Consider the following 20,642-nt stretch of genomic DNA (forward strand, 5'->3'; position numbering starts at 1 on the left):
GGGGAGCACTTGAGAAGGTCCTCCCCCCATGGGGGAGGCGGCCCGAAGGGCCGGTGGGGGGAGTGGCATGACCTACCCTCGCGACCTAATCGGCTACGGCGAGACCCCGCCGCACGCCGCCTGGCCGGGCGGCGCCCGGATCGCCGTGCAGTTCGTCCTCAACTACGAGGAAGGCGCCGAGGGCTCGATCCTGCATGGCGACCCCCAGGCCGAGCACTTCCTGTCGGAGATGGTCGGCGCCCAGCCGATCCCCGACATGCGGCACATGTCGATGGAAAGCCTCTACGAATATGGCTCGCGCGCCGGCTTCTGGCGTGTTCGGCGATTGTTCGAGGAGTTCGGGTTCCCGATCACCGTCTTCGCCGTGGCCCAGGCCCTGGAGCGCAATCCCAACGTGGTGGCGGCGATGCAGAACTATGGCTGGGAGATCGCCAGCCACGGCTATCGCTGGATCGACTACCAGCACTTTCCCGAGGACCTGGAACGCGAGCACATCGCCAAAGCCATCGAGATTCACAAAAGGCTGACGGGGGAACGCCCGCTGGGCTGGTACCAGGGCCGCACCAGCCCCAACACCGCCCGGCTGATCGTTGAAGAAGGAGGTTTTAGCTATGACGCCGACTCCTACGCCGACGACCTGCCCTATTGGGACGACCAGCACGGCAAGCCGCAGCTCATCGTGCCCTATACGCTGGACGCCAACGACATGCGCTTCGCCGCCCCCCAGGGCTTCAACAGCGGCGACCAGTTCTTCGCCTATCTGCGCGACAGCTTCGACGCCCTCTATCTGGAGGGCGAGACGGCCCCGAAAATGATGAGCATCGGCCTGCACTGCCGCATCGTCGGCAAGCCCGGCCGGATCATGGCCCTGCGCCGGTTCCTCGAGCACGTGGCCCAGCACGAGAGGGTCTGGGTGGCCCGTCGCATCGAGATCGCCAACCATTGGATCAAGACGCATCCCTACAAGGGCAAGACCGTATGAGCGCCCCGCCCCTGACCCTGGCCGATCTGAACCGGATGAACCGCACCGGTTTCGCCACGACCCTGGGCTTCGCCTTCGAGCTGTCGCCGTGGGTGGTGCAGCGGGCCTATGACGCCGCGCCATTCACCAGCATCGAGGCCTTGCACGCCGCCACGATGGCCGTGCTGGAGGCCGCGCCCGAGGCCGAGCGTCTGGCCCTGATCCGCGCCCACCCCGAACTGGCCGGCAAGGCGGCGATCGCCAAGACCCTGACCGCCGAGAGCCTGGTAGAGCAGGCCGGCGCCGGGCTCGACCGCCTGACGCCGGAGGAGTTCGAGCGCTTCCACGCCCTCAACGCCGCCTATGGCGAGCGCTTCGGCTTTCCGTTCATCATCGCCGTGCGGCTGAACGACAAGACCTCGATCCTGGCCGCCATGCAGGCGCGACTTCACAACGACAAGGCCGCTGAGATCGCCGAGGCCATCGCCCAGATCGGCCTGATCTCGAAGCTTCGGCTGCAAGACGCGGTGACGGGCTAGATGGACTACGACGTCGCCACCTGGCTGAACCTGTCGCTGCGCTGGCTGCACGTGATCGCCGGCGTCGCCTGGATCGGGGCCTCGTTCTACTTCGTCTGGCTGGACAACAACCTGCGCCCGCCCGTGCCTGAAATGGAGGGCGTGAAAGGCGAGCTGTGGGCCGTGCATGGCGGCGGCTTCTATCACTCGCAGAAGTACATGACGGCCCCAGACCATATGCCAGGCCACCTGCACTGGTTCAAATGGGAGGCCTACACCACCTGGCTCAGCGGCTTCGCCCTGCTGATCGTGCTCTATTACGTTGGCGCGCCGGTCTATCTGATCGACGCCAGCAAGCACGCCTTCAGCCAGGCCGGCGCGATCGCCACGGGCCTGGCCTTCATCTTCGGCGGGCTCTTGGTCTACGAGGTGCTGTGCCGCTCACCGCTGGGCCAGCGGCCCCGGACGTTCGGCGTGGTCTGGTTCCTGGCCCTGACCGGCGCGGCCTACGCCCTGACCCACCTGTTCAGCGATCGCGGCGCCTTCATCCACGTCGGCGCGATCATCGGCACCTGCATGGTCGGCAACGTCTTCCTGATCATCATTCCCAACCAGCGCAAGATCGTCGCCGACATGCTGGCCGGACGGCCCGTCGATCCGCGCCTGGGGGCGATGGGCAAGCAGCGCTCGATGCACAACACCCACATGACCCTGCCGGTCATCTTCATCATGATCAGCAACCACTATTCAGCCGTGACGGGCCACCACCTGGCCTGGCTGTTGCTGGCGCTGATCAGCGCTGGCGGCGCGTCGATCCGCTACTTCTTCGTCCTGCGCCATCACGGGATCATCAAGCCCGACTACCTGTTCCTCGGGGCCATGCTGATCTTCGGCGTCAGCCTGATCGCTAGCGTCAGGCCCAAGGCCACCGCGATGATGTCGGACGTGCCGTTCCCCGTCGCCCAGGCCATCGTCGAGAAGCACTGCGTGACCTGTCACGCCGCCGTCCCGACCCACCGGGGCTTCACCGCGCCGCCAAATGGCGCGGCTTTCGATACGCCGGCCGGCATGGCGCGCTACGCACCGCGCATCCAGCAGATGGCGGTCGACAGCAAGAGCATGCCGCTTGGCGACGAGACTCACATCACCGATGAGGAACGCGCCCAGCTGGGCGCCTGGATCAAGGCGGGGGCCAAAACGCAGTGACGACCCGGGTAGAGACGCCCTCCGCCTCCGTGACGGACGACGCCGCGCCGGCGCCGCGCAGGCGCAACGCCCAACGAACCCGCAAGGCGATCCTGACGGCGGCCCTCAAGGAGTTCGCGGCGGCGGGCTATGCCGGCGCGCGCATCGAGCGGATCGTCAAGGCCGCCAAGTGCAATATCCGCATGCTCTATCACTATTTCGGCGACAAGAAGGGCCTGTACCTGGCGGTGCTGGAGGCCGCTTACGAGGATCTGCGGGGCCGCGAGTCCGAGCTGAAGATCGACTTCGACCAGCCGCTGGAGGGCGTCTTCGCCCTGCAGCGCTTCACCTTCGACTATTTCGAGAAGAACCCGCGCATCGACGGCCTGCTGCGCAACGAAAACCTGATGCAGGGCAAGTTCGTCTCGCAATCGCGCAAGGTCACCGAGACGGCCTTCCCTTTGCGCCGGACCATCGAGCGCTTGATCGACAGCGGCCAAAAGCAGGGCGTATTTCGGGAGGGCCTCGACTGGGTGCAGATCTATGTGACCATCGCGGCGATGAGCCGCTTCCACCTGGCGAACGGCTATTCTCTGTCGGTGACCTTGGACACCGACATGAGCAAGGCCGAGTGGCGACGCGAGCGGCTGGTCCATGCGCTGGGTTTGCTGGAAGGGTACCTGACGAAGGGGAAATAAGTCCTCCCCCCGTGGGGAGGCGATCGCGCAGCGATCGGTGGGGGGCGTTTTAGGGTCGGCGATCGTCGCTGAAGCCACCTTCCGAACACTCCCCCCTCCGTCGGCTTCGCCGACACCTGCCCCACAGGGGGAGGACTTCAGAACAACACGCCCTTCTCCAACATTCCATGCACGCCCTTCTCACCGTTGACCGACTGGGTCACGCGAAAGTCCACGGCCAGCGAGCAGAACTGATAGGCCTGAACCCGGGTCAACGCCGACCGTGACACGATGAAGTCGATCATCCCCCGCAAGGCCTGTTTCATCGCCAGATCCAGGTCCTCGTTAAAGCCCAGGGTGATGAAATGGGTCGGCGTCTCCGCCCTCGGCCACGTCGCCACGCCCACCTCGCCAGCTTTGTGCAGCAAGAAGGTGAAGGTCCCCGTCAGCCCCATCTCCAGCGCGTTGACGCAGACCTCGCCGTCGCCCTGGCGGCCATGACCGTCGCCGACCGAGAAGTTGGCGCCGGCGACCCAGACCGGTAGGAACAGGGTCGCGCCGGCCGTCAGCTCCTTGCAGTCCATGTTGCCGCCGTGGGCGCGCGGCTCGCGGCTGGAGATCCGGCCATAGCTGGGTGGCGGGGCGACGCCGGCCGTGCCGAAGAACGGCCTCAGCGGCAATGTCGGGCCCCAGCTGGGCTTGCAGGTCCCGGCCGCGCCGTCGACGGCGATGTAACTGACATAGCGGTCAGGGAAATCCTCCGGCAAGGTCCCCGCCAACGGGCGTACGGCGCAGTAACCCCAGCTATTGTTGGGTTCGATCGCGTCGATCCGCACCTCCAGCGTGTCGCCGGGCTCCGCCCCCCGGATCGCCACCGGACCGGTCAAGATGTGCGGCCCCAGGCGCTCCAGCTTGGCGTCGTGGATGGCCTGCAGGGTGGCGGGGATCGATAGCCCCAGCTCGGCCGGTGGCATCACCTCGGGGCCGCCCGACACACACTCGAACGTCACCGTGTCGCCTGAATCGACGGTCAGAACCGGATCGGAGGCGGCGTCGAAGATCCCGAACCGGACGGTCTCGGGGGACGAAGCCAGGTGATGGCGCATGCGATAAGCCTTCTACTACAAGCCGGCAGAGGACCCCTGCCCAGCGAACCGACCCTAGCCGCGACCGTCGCCCAAGCCTATCCCGGCGCCTGGCGCCCAACACGCGGGCGCCAGGACGACCGACCTGACCCGCCGCTGGGCTCCTCCCTATCCCGGGCCCGCGCGCTCTAGCGGTGGCCGAATATCCCGGTTATGAAGAAATTTCTTACTTGTGGAGCTCGCCCGACATGGCGGCCGATCCGGCGCTCGCAACGTTTCTCGACCTTTCCGACGATGCGGTCGCGGCCTATGCCGACGCCCGCGCCGAGGCGCTGGGCCTACCGCTGCCGCCCGCCGCGCGCGCCGGGGTGATCGACAACCTGACCCTGCTGCGGCGTCAGGCCGAGACCTTCATCGCCGCGCTGCCTGTCGATGCGCCTGGCGCCGCCAAGGCCTTCGAGCCATGAGCTTCCGCTCCGCCACCACCATCGCCGCCGACGTGCGGAGCGGGACGACCACCGCCCGGGCGGAAACCGAGGCCGCATTCGCCGCGATCGCCGCGCGCAACAGCGACCTCAACGCCTTCACCGCCGTGTTCGAAAGCCGCGCCCTGGCCCAGGCTGACGCCCTCGACGCCGACCTTGCCGCCGGACGCCCCGTCGGTCCGCTGGCCGGCGTGCCGTTTGCGGTGAAGAACCTGTTCGACGTCGAAGGTGTGACCACGATCGTCGGCTCGAAGATCCGCCGCGAGGCCGCGCCCGCCACCCGCGACGCCACGGCCATCCGACGCCTCACGGCCGCCGGGGCGGTGCTGGTCGGGGCGCTGAACATGGACGAGTTCGCCTATGGCTTCGTCACCGAGAACGCCCATGACGGGCCAACCCGCAACCCGCACGACCTGACCCGCATCGCCGGCGGCTCGTCGGGCGGGTCGGCCGCTGCGGTGGCCGGAGGCCTCGTGCCCCTCAGCCTGGGCTCGGACACCAACGGTTCGATCCGCATCCCCGCCAGCCTGTGCGGGGTGTTTGGTCTCAAGCCTACGTTGGGCCGCCTGTCGCGCCAGGGTGCCTTTCCCTTTGTCGAGAGCCTCGACCACATCGGACCGTTCGCGCGGTCGGTGGAGGATCTGGCCCTAGCCTACGACCTGATGCAGGGCCCCGATCCTCTCGACCCGCTCTGCCGTCGGCCCGCCGAACCAGCCGCCCCTCGCCTGCAAGCTCCCCGCTTGCAAGAAGGCGCCGACGGTCCTCTGCGCGTCGGCGTGCTGGGCGGCTGGTTCGCCCAGGGGGCCTTTCCCGAGGTGCTGGAAGCGCTGGAGATCGTCGCCGACGCCCTGCAAGCAAGGCGCGGCGTCGAACTGCCCGGCGCCGAGATCGCCCGCGCCGCCGCCTTCTGCCTGACCCCTGCCGAGGCCAGCCATCTGCATCTGGACGACCTGAAGATCCGGCCGATGGACTACGACCCCGCCGTCCGCGACCGCCTGCTGGCCGGCGCCCTGCTGCCGGACGGCGTGGCCGAGGCCGCCCGCCGCTATCGCCCGATCTTCCGCGACGCGGTCGCCAAGGTGTTCGAGGACTTCGACATCCTGCTCGCCCCGGCCTCGGTCTGTCCCGCGCCTGGCGTCGGCCAGACGACCATGGAGATGGACGGCCAACAGGTTTCCGTCCGCAAGAACCTCGGCGCCTATACCCAGCCGATCAGCTATATCGGCCTGCCCGTGGTGACCGTGCCGCTCAATCGCCCCGGCAAGCTGCCGATCGGCGTGCAGATCATCGCCCCGGCCTGGCGCGAGGACCTGGCCCTGGCGGCGGCTTTGCGCCTGGAGCAGGCCGGCGTCGTCGCCGCCCACCGGCCGCCAGGCTCGGTTTGGGGAGGCTTCTGATGATCATCAACGACCCGCCCGTGCTGGCCGAGGTCACCGCCGCCGTCGACGCCTATGAGGTCGCGCTGATGACCAACGACGTCGAGGCGCTGGACGGCTTCTTCCGCGACGCACCCGAGACGGTTCGCTATGGCGTGGCCGAGAACCTCTATGGCTTCGCGCAGATCGCGGCCTTCCGAATCGGTCGGTCCGGCGGTTCGCCGCAGCGGTCGCGCCTGCGGACCGAAACCACCACGTTTGGGCGAGATTTCGCAATCGCCAACGTCGAATTCCTTCGCGAGGGGGCGAAACACCCCGGCCGACAGAGCCAGACCTGGATTCGCACCGAAAACGGTTGGAAAATTGTCTCGGCCCACGTGTCGCTTCTGCAGGAAGGCGTTGATCAACGCCTTTCCCCGTAAGCGCCAGATCGTCCGCCCCATGACGATAAGTAATAAAGCTCTGACTTGTGATCTGCTTTTGGGCGCCCTTGTCGCCCCGTGGTCAAATAGTGACATCTGGTGGCAAAACTTCATCAATCCGCGGCTTTTGCGTCATCTAAGCTTTGGATTCGTCTCCGCCATTGTGCATTGCACCCCTCAAGCGTCGGCCCTGCGGCGCATGAAGGGGATCTTCACATGACCGCTCGTCACCATCTGCGCCGCAGCGGCGCCATAGCCGCCCTGGTCGTCGCCGCCGGCCTCGCCGCCCCCGCCTTCGCCCAGGAAGCGCCCACCGCTCTGAGCGACGTGATCGTCACCGCCCAGAAGCGTTCGGAAAACATCCAGGACGTGCCGGTCTCGGTTGCGGCTGTCTCGGGCGAGAAGCTCGCCGCCGTGTTCGCCGCCGGCGAGGACGTGCTGGCGCTGTCGAGCCGCGTGCCCGGCCTCTACATCGAATCCTCGAACGGCCGCGCCGCGCCGCGCTTCTACATTCGAGGCCTCGGCAACGCCGACTTCGATCTGGCCGCCTCGCAGCCGGTTTCGGTGATCATGGACGACGTGGTCATGGAAAACGTCGTGCTGAAGAGCACGCCGATTTTCGACGTCGATCAGGTTGAAGTGCTGCGCGGCCCGCAAGGCACGCTGTTTGGCCGCAACACCACCGCCGGGATCGTCAAGTTCGACAGCGTCAAGCCGAGCCAGACCTTCAAGGCCAACGGCGCCGTCACCTACGGTTCGTACGGCTCGTGGACCGCTGAAGGCGGCGTCGGCGGCCCGCTGGTCGAAGGCAAGCTGGCCGGCCGCATCTCGGTGCTGGGCCAGCACCGAGACGACTATATCGACAACACCTTCACCCACATCGACAACGTCTTGGGCGGCTATGACGAATACGCCATCCGCGGCCAACTGCTGTGGACCCCGACCGAGAACCTCAGCGTCCTGCTGAACGCCCACAACCGCTCGCTGGACGGCACGGCCGCGATCTTCCGCGCCAACATCCTGACCAAGGGCAGCAACAAGCTCAACGGCAACTTCGACCGCGACAAGGTCTTCTACAACGGCGGCGACAACAATCCGCAGAAGTACGACGGCAACGGCGAGTCCTTGAAGATCGACTACGATCTGGGCGGCCTCACCCTGACGTCGATCAGCGCCTACGAGACCACCAACGGCCGAAGCCGCGGCGACATCGACGGCGGCGTGGCCGGCGTCGGTCCGGGCTTCATCCCGTTCGACTCCGCCTCGCAAGACAGCATCGACGACCTGGACCAGTACACCCAGGAAATCCGCCTGGCCTCCGACAATGACGGCCCGATGACCTGGCAGGTTGGGGGTTACTACTTCAAGTCCAAGTTCCTGGTTACCAGCGACCCGGGCTTCGTCCCGCCCTCGACCCTGGAACACAAGAACACGTCCTGGGCGGTGTTCGGTCAAGGCACCTATCAGGTATCCGACGCCCTGAAGGTCACTGGCGGCCTGCGCTACACCAGCGACGACAAGGACATGGCGGTGATCTTCACGCCGTTCGGCAAGCCAGCACCGGTCTCGGTCTCGGACGAGAAGGTCAGCTGGGACCTGTCGGCGTTCTATGCCCTGCAGGACGACGTCAGCCTCTATGCGCGCGTCGCCCGCGGCTTCCGCGGCCCGTCGATCCAGGGCCGGGACATCGCCTTCGGCAGCGGCTCGTCGGTGGCGCAATCGGAGACCATCCAGTCGTATGAAGCGGGCTTCAAGAGCGAACTGATGGATCGCCGCCTTCGTTTCAACGGCGCCGTGTTCAACTACACGATCAACGATCCGCAATTCAGCGCGGTGGGCGGCGGCTCGAACTCAAACCGCCTGATCAACGCCAACAAGGGTAAGGCCTACGGGGTCGAATTCGACGGCGAGTTCGCGGTCACCGAGAACCTGCTGGTCACCGCTGGCTACAGCTACAACCACACCAAGATCGTCGACAAGAACCTCATCGTCGCCACCTGCGCCCAGTGCAGCGTGACCGATCCTCTGGTGACGGGCGGCGCCAAGGTCGATGGCAACCCGTTCCCGAACGCCCCGGAATACGTGCTGAACTTCACGGCCCGCTACAGCTATCCGATCGGCGACGGCGAACTGTTCGCCTACACCGACTGGTTCAAGCAGGGCTACACCAACCTGTTCCTGTATGAGAGCAAGGAGTTCAACTCGAAGGGCGCCTTCGAAGGCGGCCTGAAGCTCGGCTACGCCAAGGCCGACGGCAGCTACGAGATCGCCGCCTTCGCCCGCAACATCACCAACGAGGCGAACCTCCGCGGCGGCATCGACTTCAACAACCTGACCGGTTTCGTCAGCGAGCCTCGGATCGTCGGCATCTCGATCAGCGCCAAGCGGTAATCTGAAGACCGCCGCTCGGCTCAGCGCCGGGCGGCATACGAAGGATTGCCATCGTCCGCCATGCTCCCGGTTCGCGCCGGGAGCATGGTTCGTTTGAGGGGTCTCCCCCTTGTCCCGCGATGAGTTAAGTCCTTCGAATGAAGACCAAGATTATCTTCGACACCGATCCCGGCATCGACGACGCCATGGCCCTGCTATTCATCGAGGCCAGCCCGGCGCTCGACCTGCTGGCGGTGACCACGGTGTTCGGCAACGCCGACATCGACACCACCACCCGCAACGCGCTGTATCTGAAGGACCGCTTCGGCTTGAAGGCGCCGGTCTACAAGGGCGCGGACAAGCCGCTGATCCGGCCGCGCAATCCCTCGCCCACCTTCGTGCACGGCGAGAACGGCTTGGGCGACGTGGAGTTGACGGGCCTGGTTCCTGCCGAGCCCGAGGCCAAGCCGGCCTATCAGGCGATCATCGACCTGGCCCGCGAGCATCCCGGCCAGATCACGCTGGTCGCGGTCGGTCCGCTGACCAATCTCGCCCTGGCCCTGCGGGCCGACCCGGAGGTCCCGACCTTGCTGAAGGCCGTGGTGATCATGGGCGGCGCCTTCGCCGTGGCCGGCAAGCCGGGCAATGTCACGCCGGTGGCCGAGGCCAATATCTGGAACGATCCCGAGGCGGCCGACCTGGTGTTCACCGCCCCTTGGTTCGTCACCGCCGTCAGCCTGGACGTCACCAGCCAGGTGGTGATGACCCCCAGCTTCATGGAGGGTCTGGAAGCGTCCGCCGGTCCGGCAGGCGCGTTCCTCCACGCCATTTCAAAGCCCTATGCGGCGTTCTATGGCGGCCGCGACGGGATCATCGGGTGCTGCGTGCATGACGCCGCCGCAGTGGCGTTCGTGATCGATCCGTCGATGTTCGAGGTTCGCCGCGGGTCTATCCGGGTGATCACCGACGGGATCGCGCTGGGGCAGACCTTGCAGAAGGTGGAGGGGGAGCTGTTTGGGCCGTCGGCTTGGGACGACCAGCCGATCCAGGCGATCACGGTGGGAGTGAGGGCCGAAGGGCTGCTGAGGTTGTATGCGGAAACGATGAGGGCCTGACGCTCACCCAAGCCTCCCCCTGTGGGGCAGGCGATCGCGCAGCGATCGGTGGGGGGAGTTTTAGGGCTGTTGATCACAGGTTTGGCGGCCTATCACGCCCCCCTCCGTCGGCTGCGCCGACACCTCCCCCACAGGGGGAGGAATTAGCGCCGATGCCGCTCCACCCCCGCCACATAGGTCCGCTCCACAACCCTATCGTCCCCCAGCACCGTCAGCGCGAACAACCTTTCCTCCAGCGACTTCGCCGCCGGCATCCGCCGCGCCAGCAGCGGCGTCGCCGCCAGGTCCAGCACCAGGAAGTCAGCCATCTTGCCGGGCTCCAGGCTGCCGATCTCGCTCTCCAGCCCCAGGGCCCGCGCGCCGCCCAGGGTCGCCAGGTACAAGGCGTGGAACGGGTCCAACGCCTCGCCGCGCAGCTGGCCCACCTTGTAGGCCTCGCCCAGGGTGCGGAGGATCGAGAAGGTCGTGCCCGCCCCCACGTCTGTTCCGATCCCGACCTTCACCCCATGGGCGCAGGCGGTGGCCAGGGGAAACAGGCCCGAGCCCAGGAACAGGTTGGAGGTCGGGCAGAAGGCCACCGACGACCCTGCGGCCGCCAGCCGCTGAAACGCCTCGCCCTGCAGATGGACGCAGTGGGCGAAGACCGAGCGTCCGCCGATCAGGCCGAAGCGGTCGTAGACGTCGAGATAGTCCTTGGCCTCGGGGAAGAGTTTCGCGGTATCGACGATCTCGCGGATATTTTCCGACAGATGGGTCTGCATCCAGACCGTCGGGTGCTCGGCCAGTACTTGGCCGGCCATGGCCAGTTGCGCATCACTGCAGCTGATGGCGAAGCGCGGGGTCACGGCGTAGCCCAGCCGGCCCTTGCCATGCCAATTGGCGATCAGGTCCTGCATGTCGCGCCGGCTGCTCTCGACCGTGTCGGTCAGGCCGGGCGGGGCATTGCGGTCCATCAGCGCCTTGCCGGCGATGATCCGCATGCCGCGCTTCAGGGCCGCGGCGAACAGCGCCTCGACCGAGCCCTTGTGCACCGAGCCAAAGACCAGGGCGCTGGTCGTGCCGTTGCGCAGCAGTTCCTCGAGGAAGAACTCGGCGGTCTCCTCGGCATGGACGGGATCGGCGAAGGCGGCCTCGGCGGGGAAGGTGTGGCGTTCCAGCCAGTCAAGCAGTTGCTCGCCATGGGCGGCGATCACGTCGACCTGCGGGAAATGGATATGGGTGTCGACGAAGCCTGGGACGATCAGCTTGCCGGTCAAGTCTTCAACCGGCGTGTCGCCCAGCTCGTCGGCCAGCTTGGCGTAGTCGCCGCAGGCCACCACGCGGCCGTCCTCGACCAGCAGCAGGCCGTCCTCGTGGAAGGCGTGCGCCTCTCCGTCCGTGGTGGTCGGGTCGTCTTCCAGCTGGAAGATCGACGCCCTATAGGCTTGCAAGCTGCATATCCCTTGTGCGTTCGCGGCGGGCGGCCTCGAGCCGCATCAGCAGATCGGCGACCACCGAGACGGCGATGACTTCGGGCGCCTTGTTCTTCAGATGCGGCAGGCCGATCGGGCAGGTCATGCGGGCCACCGACGCGTCGTCAAAACCGTCCTTGCGCAGCCGGCTGAGGAACCGGGCCCGCTTGGTGTCCGAGCCGATCAGGCCCAGATAGCCGAACGCCCCACCGGCCAGGGCGGCCAAGGTCAAGGCGTAGTCCAGACTGTGGTCGTGGGTCATGATCAGGATGTAGCCGTCGCGGCCCGCGCCCAGGGTGGCGGCGGCCAGCTGGGCCACCGTCCCGACCGTCACGCCGGAGATGCCGGCCGTCTCGGGGCGGGTGTCGTACCAGGACAGGCGGAATGGCAGCGGCTCCAGGGCCCGGGCGACCGCTTGGCCGACATGGCCGGCGCCAAACAGCAACACCGGGGGGCGCGGCAGGTCCTGAGGCTCGACCAGCACGTCACCCAGGGTCGGCCGCGCGCCTCGCGCCGTCGCCGGCTGGCCCGCCAGGGTGATCGCCGCGCCTACGCGGCTCGAGGCGGTGACGGGCGCGACGGTCTTGGCGAGGGCGCCGGAGTTGAAGCGGGTGCGAACCTCAAAGGGCTGGTCGGCGTCCAGCCGGCGCGCCGCGTCGGTCAGCCAGTCGACGGCGGTGTTGTCGAGACGCTCGATCAGCAGGCGCACGCGGCCGCCGCAGCACTGGGCCAGAAGCGGACCAAGGGGGTAATCCTGTAAGGCGAAGTGCACCGGGCTCAGCAGCATCCGTCGCGCCTGGTCGGCGACCTGGTGCTCCAGATTGCCGCCGCCGATGGTGCCGGCCTGGCCGCCCGCCCAGACCACCATCTTGGTCCCGGCGTCGCGCGGCGCCGAGCCCTCGGTGGCCAGGATGGTGACCAGGGCGACGGGCTCGCCGAGGTCGAGGCGGGCGAGGGATTGGCGAGCCCAATTGCTCATTGACCCTCTCCCAAAGGGAGAGGGAGGGGTCCGCGCGAAGCGTGGGAGGGTGACGGGTTACGACGTCTGACGGCGTGCCGGCAGGGCGCGGGTGTGAAATCGGTGAGGGTGTAACCCCTCACACTCCCACGCTCTTCGAGCGCGGGCCCCTCCCTGTCCCTCCGGGAGAGGGTCAGCATGACGCGGCCCGCCGCTTCACATCCTCGACCGCCATCAGGATCCGCTCTGGCGTGGCGGGCGCGTCCAAGTCGGGGAACACCTTGTGATCCGCCACGCTCGCCACCGCCCGGCTCACCGCGCTCAGCACCGAAAGGGCCAGCATCAACGGCGGCTCGCCGACGGCCTTGGAGCGGTGCACCGTCTCCTCGACATTGCGACCCGCCTCCCACAGCGCCACGTTCAGCACCGCAGGGCGATCGCCGCAGGTCGGGATCTTGTAGGTCGACGGCGCATGGGTCAGCAGGCGGCCGTCGTCCGAGAACACCAGTTCCTCGGTCGTCAGCCAGCCCATGCCCTGGATGAAGCCGCCCTCGATCTGGCCCAGGTCGATGGCCGGGTTCAGCGAGCGGCCGGCGTCGTGCAGGATGTCGGCGCGGGTGACCTTCATCTCGCCGGTCAGGGTGTCGATCAGCACCTCGCTGCAGGCTGCGCCATAGGCGAAATAATAGAACGGCCGGCCGGTGTGGGTGGCGCGGTCATAGTGGATCTTCGGCGTGGCGTAGAAGCCGGTGGCCGACAGCGACACCCGGCCCAGATGCGCCTGGCGGCAAAGTACGTCGAACGGGATCAGCTCGGCGCCGGCCCGCAGGCCCACGGGCGTGAACACGACCTCGGTTTCGTCGCAGCCCCACTTCACGGCGGCGAACTCAACCAGGCGCGCCTTGATCGTGTTGGCCGCATTGAGCGCCGCCATGCCGTTGAGGTCCGTGCCCGAAGAGGCGGCGGTGGCCGAGGTGTTGGGCACCTTGTCGGTGACGGTCGAAGTCACCTTCACGCGGCCGATATCGACCTTGAAGGCCTCCGCCACGATCTGGGCCACCTTGACGAACAGGCCCTGCCCCATCTCCGTGCCGCCGTGATTCAGCAGGATCGAGCCGTCGGCATAGAGGTGGATCAGCGCCCCGGCCTGGTTCAGGTGGGTGGTGGTGAATGAGATGCCGAACTTCACCGGCGTCAGGGCCAGCCCCTTCTTCAGCACCGAGTTCGCCGCGTTGAACACCTCGATCGCGGCCTGGCGGGCCTCGTAGTCGCAGGACCTCGCCAGCTCGGAGAGCAGTTGCGGTGCGACATTGTCCTCTACCACCTGATGATAGGGCGTCAGATCGCGCCCCTCGCCATAGAGATTGCGCTGGCGCACCAGCAACGGGTCCCACCCCGTGGCCTGGGCGACGGCGTCCATCACCCGCTCGATCGCCGCCATGCCCTGCGGACCGCCGAACCCCCGAAAGGCGGTATTTGACACCGTGTGGGTCTTGAAGCGATGCGAGACGATCTCGACGGCCGGCAGGAAGTAGCAGTTGTCGGCGTGGAACATCGCCCGGTCGTTGATGGCCATCGACAGATCGGTGGTCGAACCGCAGCGCGACGCCAGTTCAAGCGACAAGCCCGTCAGCCGCCCTTCGTCGTCGAAGCCGACGTCATAGGCGATCTCGAAGTCATGCCGCTTGCCGGTCATGACCATGTCCTCGTCGCGGTCGGGGCGGGCCTTGGCGGCGCGACCGGTCTTGACCGCCACCAGGGCGGCCGCAGCCGCGAACAGCGAGGCCTGGGTCTCCTTGCCGCCGAACCCGCCACCCATCCGGCGAACCTCGATGGTCACCGAGGTGTGGGGCACGTCGAGCACGCGGGCGACCAGGTGCTGCACCTCACTGGGATGCTGGGTGGACGACCAGACATGGACGTCGCCGGCCTCGCCCGGCGTGGCTAAGGCGACCTGGCCCTCGAGGTAGAAGTGATCCTGGCCGCCGATCGCGAACTTGCCTTGCAGACGCCGGGGGGATGTGGCCAAGGCGGCGGCAGCGTCGCCGCGCGCCATGCGTTGGGATTTCTCGATCTTCAGATCGAGGTCGCGGGCCTGGGCGATGGTGATGGCGGCCGGCAAATCCTCATAGACCACCACGGCCTTGGCGGAGGCGGCGCGGGCTGCGGCGATCGAGGTGGCGGCCACGGCGAACAGGCTCTGGCCGACGCAGACCACCTCGCTGTCGGCGAACAGCTTGTCGTCGTGGATCACCGGGCTGACGTCGTTCTCGCCAGGGATGTCGGCGGCGGTCAGCACGACGACGACGCCAGGGCTCGCGCGGACGCCGTCAAGATCCATCGACACGATCCGCGCATGGGCCTTGGCGCTCATGCCCAGATGGACGTGGAGCATGCCGGCCGGTTCGGGAATGTCATCGACATAGATCGCCGCGCCGCTGACATGGCGCAGGGCGCTGTCGTGCGGCAGCGAGGCCTGAACGCCCTGAAAGACGACGGGCTCGATCACCGTGGCGCTGGAGTCAGCCATGGGTGGCGGCCAGCGGCACACGGGTAGCTACGCCGGGCCGGTTGGACTCTATGAAGACCTTGCGCAGCATGTTGCCCGCCGCCAGGGCGCGATAGGCCGCCGAGGCGCGGACGTCGGTCAGAGGCGTGAAGTCCTCGGCCAAGGCGGCGACGGCGGCGTCGATCGTCGCGGCGTTCCAGGCCTGGCCCACCAAGGCCGCCTCGCAGGCGCTGGCTCGCCCTGGCGTACCGGCCATGCCACCAAAGGCGATACGGGCGCCAAGAACGATCTCGTTCTCGACCTTTATGTTGAATGCCCCGCACACCGCCGAGATGTCCTGGTCGAAGCGCTTGGACAGCTTGAACACCTTGAACAGCGCGCCCGGCGGCGGCGGCGGCACGAGCACCGCCTCGACGAACTCGCCGGCCCGCCGGTCCTGTTTTCCGTAAGTGATGAAGAAGTCTTCCAGTGGCAGGGTGCGCTGGGTCTCGCCCTGGCGTAGCACCAACTGGGCCCCGGCCGCGATCAGGGCCGGCGGCATGTCGCCGATCGGCGAGCCGTTGGCGATATTGCCGCCGATCGTGCCGCTGTTGCGCACCTGGGTCGAACCCAGCCGCCGCATCACGGCGCCCAGGTCTGGATAGAGCACGCTGAGCGCCTCCAGCGCCTCGACATAGCGCACGCCCGCCCCGATGCGCAGGCTTCTCCCCTCGCGCGTCAGGGTCTTCAGCTCCGCCACTTGGCCGATATCGACCAGAACGGCCAGGGGCCTGCGCAGCTTGGTCACCCACAAACCGATGTCGGTGGCCCCCGCCACGATTACGGCTTGGGGATGCTCGGCGTAGGTCGCCGCCAACTCGGCCAGCGAGCGCGGCGCGAACCAGCGGCGGGTGATCCCCGCGATGGCGTCGTCGTGTTCCAAACCCAGCATCGCCGTGCGCTGCAACGGCGCCAGCGCCGTGGCGACGTCCGGCGCGGCCTCGGACGGGATCGCCTCGGCCGCCGCGAGGATAGCGCCATAGCCGGTGCAGCGGCATAGATTGCCGGCCAGCACCTCCTCGATCGGCGCGCCCGCCCCCTGGGCCGCGATGGCGCGGGCATACAGCGACATGACGATGCCCGGCGTACAGAACCCGCATTGCGAGCCGTGATGCTCGACCATCGCGGCCTGCACCGGATGCGGCTGGTCCTTGGCCCCGTTTTGCCCCGAAAGGCCCTCGACGGTGATCACCGCCTTGCCGTCCAGCATCGGCACGAACTGGATACAGCTGTTGACCGCCCGCCAAGCGGTCCCACCCTGCCCGTCAAGCTCGCCGACCAGCACGGTGCAAGACCCGCAGTCGCCCTCGGCGCAGCCTTCCTTGGTTCCGGTTCGGCGCAGGTCGCCGCGCAGGTGCTCCAGCAGCGTGCGGGTGGGATCGACGCCCCGGGCCTCGACCACCTCGCCGTTCAGCAGGAAACGCACCGCGTCCATCAACTGCCCCGATAGGTCGAATAGGCGAACGGCGAGACCAGCAGCGGCACATGGTGGTGCTGCTCCGGGTCGGCGACGTTGAAATCGATGACCACCACGTCGAGGAAGGGCGGATCGCTGACCGTCGCGCCCGAGGCCTTGAAATAGTCACCCGCCGAGAATTCTAGCCGATAGCCGCCGGCCACCAGGTCCGCGCCTTCGACCAGCCGCGCGCGACCGTCGGCGTCGGTCCGCATTTCGCCCAAAAGCGCGAGCTCGCCGCCGCGATGGGCGGAAACCCGCACAACGACGCCCGCCGCCGGGCGGCCGGCCGCCGTGTCGAGGATATGGGTGGTCAGGCCGCTCATGCTTTCGTCGTTCCTTGCTCGGCGTTTCGGTGCGCCAGTCTAGACTTTCGGGACACGGAACGATGCTGAAACCGCCTCGCCCACAAGTCCAGCCCGCCGTGTCCGCCATCGACGCGACGGTCGCAACCGCCTCGCCCGCCGGCGCTCAACGCCTGCCGCCTGAGCATTATATAAGTCTTTTATTACTTATTGAGCCACGGTTGATCGCTTCAGATCCGTCGTGACGCCCAAAAAACGCCAGCATACGCCCTGTAAGGTTGGAAATACCGGACCAACACCGGTAGCTAGACCTGTGACGGATCGCGCCAAGACGATCCGCGCCGCTTTGCCTGCGCAGTCACCGAGGAACGACCGATGGACGAGGACTTCCGTAAAGCAGCCCTGGATTATCACCGTCTGCCACGGCCCGGGAAACTGGCCATCGAAGCCACCAAGCGCATGGCCACGCAGCGCGACCTGGGCCTGGCCTATTCGCCCGGCGTCGCCGCCCCCTGCGAGGCGATCGCCGCCAATCCCGATCTGGCGCGCGACTACACCGCTCGAGGCAATCTGGTAGCCGTGATCTCCAACGGCACCGCCGTGCTGGGCCTGGGCAATATCGGCCCGCTGGCCAGCAAGCCGGTGATGGAAGGCAAGGCCGTTCTGTTCAAGAAGTTTGCCGGCATCGACGTCTTCGACCTCGAGGTCGACGCCGAGGATCCCGACAAGTTCATTGAGGTGGTCGCCGCCCTGGAGCCCACCTTCGGCGGCATCAATCTGGAGGACATCAAGGCCCCCGAATGTTTCATCATCGAGCGCAAACTGCGTGAACGGATGAACATCCCGGTCTTCCACGACGACCAGCACGGCACCGCCATCGTCTGCGCCGCCGCTGTTCGCAACGCCCTGGTCGTGCAGGGCAAGACCCTCAAGGACGTCAAGCTGGTCACCTCGGGAGCCGGCGCCGCCGCCCTGGCCTGCGTGGACCTGCTGGTCTCGATGGGCCTGCCGGTCGAGAACGTGACTCTGACCGACATCAAGGGCGTGGTTTATGCCGGCCGCGACGCCGACATGCTTGACAACATGGCCCGCTATGCCCGCCAGACCGACGCCCGCACCCTCTCTGAAGTGTTGGCCGGCGCCGACATCTTCCTGGGCCTGTCGGCCCCTCGCGTGTTCAAGGCCGAATGGCTGCCGCTGCTGGCGCCCAATCCGCTGATCCTGGCCATGGCCAATCCCGAGCCGGAAATCCTGCCTGAGCTGGTCGCCGCCGCCCGGCCCGACGCCATCGTAGCCACCGGCCGCAGCGACTATCCCAATCAGGTCAACAACGTCCTGTGCTTCCCGTTCATCTTTCGGGGCGCACTAGACGTCGGCGCCAGCGAGATCAACGAGGCCATGAAGGTGGCGGCCGTCGAGGCCATCGCCGAACTCGCCCGGGCCGAGGCCTCCGAGGTGGTGGCCAGCGCCTATGGCGGCGTCGCCCCGATGTTCGGCGCCCAGTACATCATTCCCAAGCCGTTTGACCCCCGGCTGATCCTGCAGATCGCCCCGGCCGTGGCCCGGGCTGCCATGGACAGCGGCGTCGCCACCCGGCCGATCGCCGACTTCGACGCCTATCGGCAGGAGCTGGAGCTGTTCGTCTATCGCTCCGGCCAACTGATGCGGCCGCTGTTCGAGCGGGCTCGCAAGGCGACCAAGGGCCAGACGGTGCGCGTGGCCTATGCCGAGGGCGAGGACGAGCGCGTGCTGCGCGCCGTCCAGACCGTGCTCGACGAGGGCCTGGCCAAGCCGGTGCTGATCGGCAAGCGCGAGACCATCATCGCCAAGGCCACCGAGATGGGCCTGCGCATGAACTTTGACGGTGCGGTCGAGATCCTCGACCCGGCGGCCGACACCGAGCTCTTCGCGCCCCTGGTCGATCGCTATCAGAGTCTGGTCAGCCGGCGCGGCGTGCCGCCCCTCGCCGCCCAGCGCCGGGTGACCAACCGCCGGACGGTTTCGGCCTCCATGCTGCTGCAGGCCGGCCATGTCGACGCCGCCCTAGTGGGTGGGGCCGGCGACTGGTGGCAGCACATGACCTATGTGCTGCCGATCATTCCCAAGCGCGAGACGGTCGGCCGGATCTATGCGCTATCCGCCCTGATCATCGACAACGGCACGCTGTTCTTCTGCGACACCCACGTCAATGTCGATCCGACCGCCGAACAGGTGGCCGAGATGACGCTACTGGCCGCCGAGTCCGTTCGCCGCTTTGGCTTGACGCCGAAGGCGGCCCTGCTGTCCCACTCCAGCTTTGGGGCCAGCAACTCGCCGACCGCCCGCAAGATGCGCGACGCTCTGGCCATCGTCCGCGCACAGGCCCCCGAGCTTGAGGTCGACGGCGAGATGCACGCCGACGCCGCCCTGTCCCAGGCCCTGCGTGATCGCCTCGTGCATGACAGCCAGCTGAAAGGTTCGGCCAATCTGCTGATCATGCCGACCTTGGACGCCGCCAATATCGCCCTGACCTTGCTTAGCGCCGCGACCGAGGGCCTACTGGTCGGCCCCGTGCTGCTGGGCATGAGCCGCCCGCTGCACGTGCTGACGCCCAGCGTCACGGCGCGCGGGATCGTCAACATGACTGCCCTGGCGGTGAACCAGGCCGCAGCCGAGCGTGAGCAGGGGTTGGTCTAGGCCGCCTCTCCGGCCGGCCCCGGACGCGAAAAAAGGCCCCGCAGGAACCCCTCCTCCGTCTCAACGACGGCGGAGGGGTTCCTGCGGGGCCTAAATGCAAGGGCAAAAGACCGTCCAAACGCTCCGCGTCCGGCGGAGATCTGAGCCCTTAGAGGATGCGCAGGTTGCCGGCCGAGGTCTTGCCCGAGCGGCGATCCTGTTCCAGTTCGTAACCGACTTGCTGGCCCTCGTTCAGACCGCGCAGACCAGCACGTTCAACGGCGGAAATGTGCACGAAGATGTCGCCGCCGCCATTGTCGGGCTGGATGAAGCCAAAACCCTTGGTGCTGTTGAACCACTTCACCACACCGGTTCCGGCTTCGCCCGAGGCGCCGCCACCGCCACCGCCAACGCCGCCACCACGCGGGGCGTCGTAACCGCCGCCGCCGCGGGGCGCGTCATAACCGCCACGCGGGCTGTCAAAGCCGCGCGCCGCGGGACGACGCGGGGCCGAAGGCGCCGCGCCCTGGCCCGTCACGCGCAAATTGCCGGCCGAGGTCTTGCCCGAACGGCGATCCTCTTCCATTTCGTAGGCGACCTGGTCGCCTTCGTTCAGGCCCGCCAGGCCCGAGCGCTCAACCGCTGCAATATGGACGAAAACGTCTTCACCGCCGTTTTCCGGCTGGATGAAACCGAAGCCCTTGGCCGGGTTGAACCACTTAACGACACCGTTCGCCATCTTATCCTCAAAACCTTCGTAGGCGGGCCAGTTGCCGACCCGCGTCCTTCCATCCTGCTCTCATGACGCAAAACCGTGGAACGCGCTACGGGGTTTGACAGCAGAATCTCGGGCGCGAGCGGGTCTTGGCGATAACTTTTCGCGTGACACGGGTCCGCTGCGGCCCAAACGCCACTTTGGGTGGCATAAGAGCCACAACCAAAACTTGGTTTTGAAGAGATCTTGGGTGCGGGGACAGGATTTGAACCTGTGACCTTCAGGTTATGAGCCTGACGAGCTACCGGGCTGCTCCACCCCGCGGCAGAGGTGATTATCGTTTGGGTAGGGTTATGGACT

At 67.1% G+C, this 20,642-nt stretch carries 17 protein-coding genes, 1 tRNA gene and 1 pseudogene; 10 read left to right on the top strand and 9 right to left on the bottom strand.

The annotated features are described in order from the left end of the window. Positions 1-67 precede the first annotated feature (67 nt). From puuE to ACP7AG_RS20425, 4 genes are read left to right on the top strand one after another with little or no spacing between them, the layout of a single operon-like run. Positions 68-982, top strand: coding sequence for an allantoinase PuuE (gene puuE, locus ACP7AG_RS20410; RefSeq protein ID WP_426033178.1), 915 nt, complete (start codon positions 68-70; stop codon positions 980-982). Beyond that, entirely contained in the window at positions 979-1,500 is a 522-nt protein-coding gene (uraD, locus tag ACP7AG_RS20415) for a 2-oxo-4-hydroxy-4-carboxy-5-ureidoimidazoline decarboxylase (protein WP_426033180.1), read from the top strand. The genes puuE and uraD overlap by 4 nt, the downstream gene beginning before the upstream one ends. Beyond that, positions 1,501-2,685 (top strand): urate hydroxylase PuuD, encoded by a 1,185-nt coding sequence (locus tag ACP7AG_RS20420; protein ID WP_426033182.1) that lies wholly within the window; start codon positions 1,501-1,503, stop codon positions 2,683-2,685. It begins immediately after the preceding gene. Then, positions 2,682-3,362: a TetR/AcrR family transcriptional regulator gene (locus tag ACP7AG_RS20425; RefSeq protein WP_426033184.1), complete on the top strand. Its 681-nt coding sequence runs from the start codon at positions 2,682-2,684 to the stop codon at positions 3,360-3,362. The genes ACP7AG_RS20420 and ACP7AG_RS20425 overlap by 4 nt, the downstream gene beginning before the upstream one ends. Positions 3,363-3,499: 137 nt before the next feature. On the opposite strand, the gene ACP7AG_RS20430 is transcribed toward ACP7AG_RS20425, so the two are convergent. Continuing rightward, positions 3,500-4,447 (bottom strand): acetamidase/formamidase family protein, encoded by a 948-nt coding sequence (locus ACP7AG_RS20430; RefSeq protein WP_426033186.1) that lies wholly within the window; start codon positions 4,445-4,447, stop codon positions 3,500-3,502. A 227-nt stretch (positions 4,448-4,674) separates the two neighbouring features. Here ACP7AG_RS20430 and ACP7AG_RS20435 point away from each other — a divergent pair, with 227 nt between their 5' ends. The 5 genes from ACP7AG_RS20435 (at position 4,675) to ACP7AG_RS20455 (ending at position 10,194) form a co-directional block, all read left to right on the top strand. Then, positions 4,675-4,893: an AtzG-like protein gene (locus tag ACP7AG_RS20435; RefSeq protein WP_426015249.1), complete on the top strand. Its 219-nt coding sequence runs from the start codon at positions 4,675-4,677 to the stop codon at positions 4,891-4,893. After that, complete coding sequence (locus ACP7AG_RS20440; protein ID WP_426033188.1) at positions 4,890-6,308, top strand: AtzE family amidohydrolase; 1,419 nt, start codon at positions 4,890-4,892, stop codon at positions 6,306-6,308. Before ACP7AG_RS20435 ends, ACP7AG_RS20440 begins: the two co-directional genes overlap by 4 nt. Next, on the top strand, positions 6,308-6,709 hold the full coding sequence (gene hpxZ, locus ACP7AG_RS20445; protein WP_426033190.1) for an oxalurate catabolism protein HpxZ: 402 nt from the start codon (positions 6,308-6,310) through the stop codon (positions 6,707-6,709). Before ACP7AG_RS20440 ends, hpxZ begins: the two co-directional genes overlap by 1 nt. A gap of 216 nt (positions 6,710-6,925) precedes the next feature. Then, the gene (locus ACP7AG_RS20450; protein ID WP_426033192.1) at positions 6,926-9,100 is read left to right on the top strand and encodes a TonB-dependent receptor; all 2,175 of its coding nucleotides are present in this window, start codon (positions 6,926-6,928) and stop codon (positions 9,098-9,100) included. Between the two features lie 137 nt (positions 9,101-9,237). After that, positions 9,238-10,194: a nucleoside hydrolase gene (locus tag ACP7AG_RS20455; protein WP_426033194.1), complete on the top strand. Its 957-nt coding sequence runs from the start codon at positions 9,238-9,240 to the stop codon at positions 10,192-10,194. A gap of 143 nt (positions 10,195-10,337) precedes the next feature. Here ACP7AG_RS20455 and guaD read toward each other — a convergent pair whose 3' ends face one another. The 5 genes from guaD to uraH form a co-directional block, all read right to left on the bottom strand. After that, positions 10,338-11,624, bottom strand: coding sequence for a guanine deaminase (gene guaD / locus ACP7AG_RS20460; protein ID WP_426015239.1), 1,287 nt, complete (start codon positions 11,622-11,624; stop codon positions 10,338-10,340). Next, positions 11,611-12,624 (bottom strand): xanthine dehydrogenase accessory protein XdhC, encoded by a 1,014-nt coding sequence (xdhC, locus tag ACP7AG_RS20465; RefSeq protein WP_426033196.1) that lies wholly within the window; start codon positions 12,622-12,624, stop codon positions 11,611-11,613. The genes guaD and xdhC overlap by 14 nt, the downstream gene beginning before the upstream one ends. Before the next feature lie 172 nt (positions 12,625-12,796). Continuing rightward, positions 12,797-15,133 (bottom strand): xanthine dehydrogenase molybdopterin binding subunit, encoded by a 2,337-nt coding sequence (gene xdhB / locus ACP7AG_RS20470; protein ID WP_426033198.1) that lies wholly within the window; start codon positions 15,131-15,133, stop codon positions 12,797-12,799. Continuing rightward, complete coding sequence (xdhA, locus tag ACP7AG_RS20475) at positions 15,126-16,589, bottom strand: xanthine dehydrogenase small subunit (protein WP_426033200.1); 1,464 nt, start codon at positions 16,587-16,589, stop codon at positions 15,126-15,128. Before xdhA ends, xdhB begins: the two co-directional genes overlap by 8 nt. Continuing rightward, entirely contained in the window at positions 16,586-16,933 is a 348-nt protein-coding gene (uraH, locus tag ACP7AG_RS20480; protein WP_426033201.1) for a hydroxyisourate hydrolase, read from the bottom strand. Before uraH ends, xdhA begins: the two co-directional genes overlap by 4 nt. A gap of 354 nt (positions 16,934-17,287) precedes the next feature. Between uraH and ACP7AG_RS20485 the strand changes: the two genes are divergently transcribed. After that, positions 17,288-19,588: an NADP-dependent malic enzyme gene (locus ACP7AG_RS20485; RefSeq protein WP_426015231.1), complete on the top strand. Its 2,301-nt coding sequence runs from the start codon at positions 17,288-17,290 to the stop codon at positions 19,586-19,588. Positions 19,589-19,736: 148 nt separating this feature from the next. Here ACP7AG_RS20485 and ACP7AG_RS20490 read toward each other — a convergent pair whose 3' ends face one another. From ACP7AG_RS20490 to ACP7AG_RS20500, 3 genes and pseudogenes are all read right to left on the bottom strand, one after another. Beyond that, a complete protein-coding gene (locus tag ACP7AG_RS20490) occupies positions 19,737-19,934 on the bottom strand; it encodes a cold-shock protein (RefSeq protein WP_026171987.1) in 198 nt (65 codons plus the stop codon). Positions 19,935-20,102: 168 nt separating this feature from the next. Next, a pseudogene (locus ACP7AG_RS20495) lies at positions 20,103-20,306 on the bottom strand (cold-shock protein); the annotation flags it as partial. A gap of 223 nt (positions 20,307-20,529) precedes the next feature. Continuing rightward, a tRNA-Met gene (locus tag ACP7AG_RS20500) sits at positions 20,530-20,606 on the bottom strand. Positions 20,607-20,642 lie beyond the last annotated feature (36 nt).

The organism is Caulobacter sp. DWP3-1-3b2, assembly GCF_049896325.1.
In the GTDB taxonomy this organism is placed as follows: Bacteria; Pseudomonadota; Alphaproteobacteria; order Caulobacterales; family Caulobacteraceae; genus Caulobacter.